Source organism: Lentzea sp. NPDC020367 (assembly GCF_044387305.1).
GTDB lineage: Bacteria > Actinomycetota > Actinomycetes > Mycobacteriales > Pseudonocardiaceae > Lentzea.
This window is the reverse complement of the sequence record NZ_JBIRVV010000043.1, coordinates 1-1,306: the sequence shown is the minus strand read 5'-3', so window position 1 is coordinate 1,306 and position 1,306 is coordinate 1. Positions and strand designations below refer to the sequence as shown.

1 protein-coding gene is annotated in these 1,306 nt (G+C 66.3%); it reads left to right on the top strand.

Annotated features, from left to right (window positions below; translation table 11 throughout):
* Positions 1-16 precede the first annotated feature (16 nt).
* Positions 17-1,306: adenosylhomocysteinase (ahcY, locus tag ACH413_RS48310; RefSeq protein ID WP_396426274.1), on the top strand; the 1,290-nt coding region annotated here is incomplete at its 3' end.

The window sequence follows — 1,306 nt, the reverse complement described above, 5'->3', positions numbered from 1 at the left end:
CTTGGAGGACTTCGCGATGACCGCGGAACGGTTGCAGACCCGCAACGGCATTGACTTCGCAGTGGCCGATCTGTCACTCCACGAGTTCGGCCGCAAGGAGATCCGTCTGGCCGAGCACGAGATGCCCGGCCTCATGGCGTTCCGCCGCGAGTACTCCGGGGTGTACCCGCTCAAGGGCGCCCGCATCTCGGGCTCGCTGCACATGACGATCCAGACGGCTGTTCTGATCGAGACCCTGGTTGACCTGGGCGCGGAGGTGCGCTGGGCGTCCTGCAACATCTTCTCGACGCAGGACCACGCGGCCGCCGCCGTGGTCGTCGGCCCGCACGGGACGGAGGAGGAGCCCAAGGGGGTCGCCTGCTTCGCGTGGAAGGGCGAGACCCTGCCGGAGTACTGGTGGACCGCCGAGCAGATGCTCACCTGGCCCGACGGCAAGGGCCCGAACATGATCCTCGACGACGGCGGCGACGCCACGCTGCTCGTCCACAAGGGCGTGCAGTACGAGGCGGCCGGTGTCGTCCCGTCGGCTGAAGCCGATGACCCGGAAGAGTGGCAGATCGTCCTGGAGACGCTGCGCAACTCGCTGGCGGCCGATGGCAAGAAGTGGACGAACATCGCCGAGGGCATCCGCGGCGTGACGGAGGAGACCACGACGGGCGTGATGCGCCTGTACCAGCTGGCCGCCGCTGGTGACCTGCTCTTCCCGGCGATCAACGTCAACGACGCGGTGACGAAGTCGAAGTTCGACAACCGTTACGGCATCCGTCACTCGCTGATCGACGGCATCAACCGCGGCACCGACGTCCTGATCGGCGGCAAGGTCGCCGTCGTCTGCGGTTACGGCGACGTGGGCAAGGGCTCGGCGGAGTCGCTGCGCGGCCAGGGCGCCCGCGTGATCGTCACCGAGATCGACCCGATCTGCGCGTTGCAGGCGGCGATGGACGGCTACCAGGTCGCGAAGCTGGAGACGGTGCTGCCGATCGCGGACATCATCATCACCACGACCGGTAACAAGGACGTCGTGACGGTCGAGCACATGGCGCAGATGAAGCACCAGGCGATCCTGGGCAACGTCGGTCACTTCGACAACGAGCTGGACATGGCCGGTCTGCAGCGCTACCCGGGCATCCGCAAGAACAACATCAAGCCGCAGGTCGACGAGTGGATCTTCCCGTCGGGCCGCACGATCATCGTGCTGTCCGAGGGCCGCCTGATGAACCTGGGCAACGCGACGGGCCACCCGTCGTTCGTCATGTCGAACTCCTTCTCCAACCAGGTGATCGCGCAGATCGAGCTGTTCACCAAG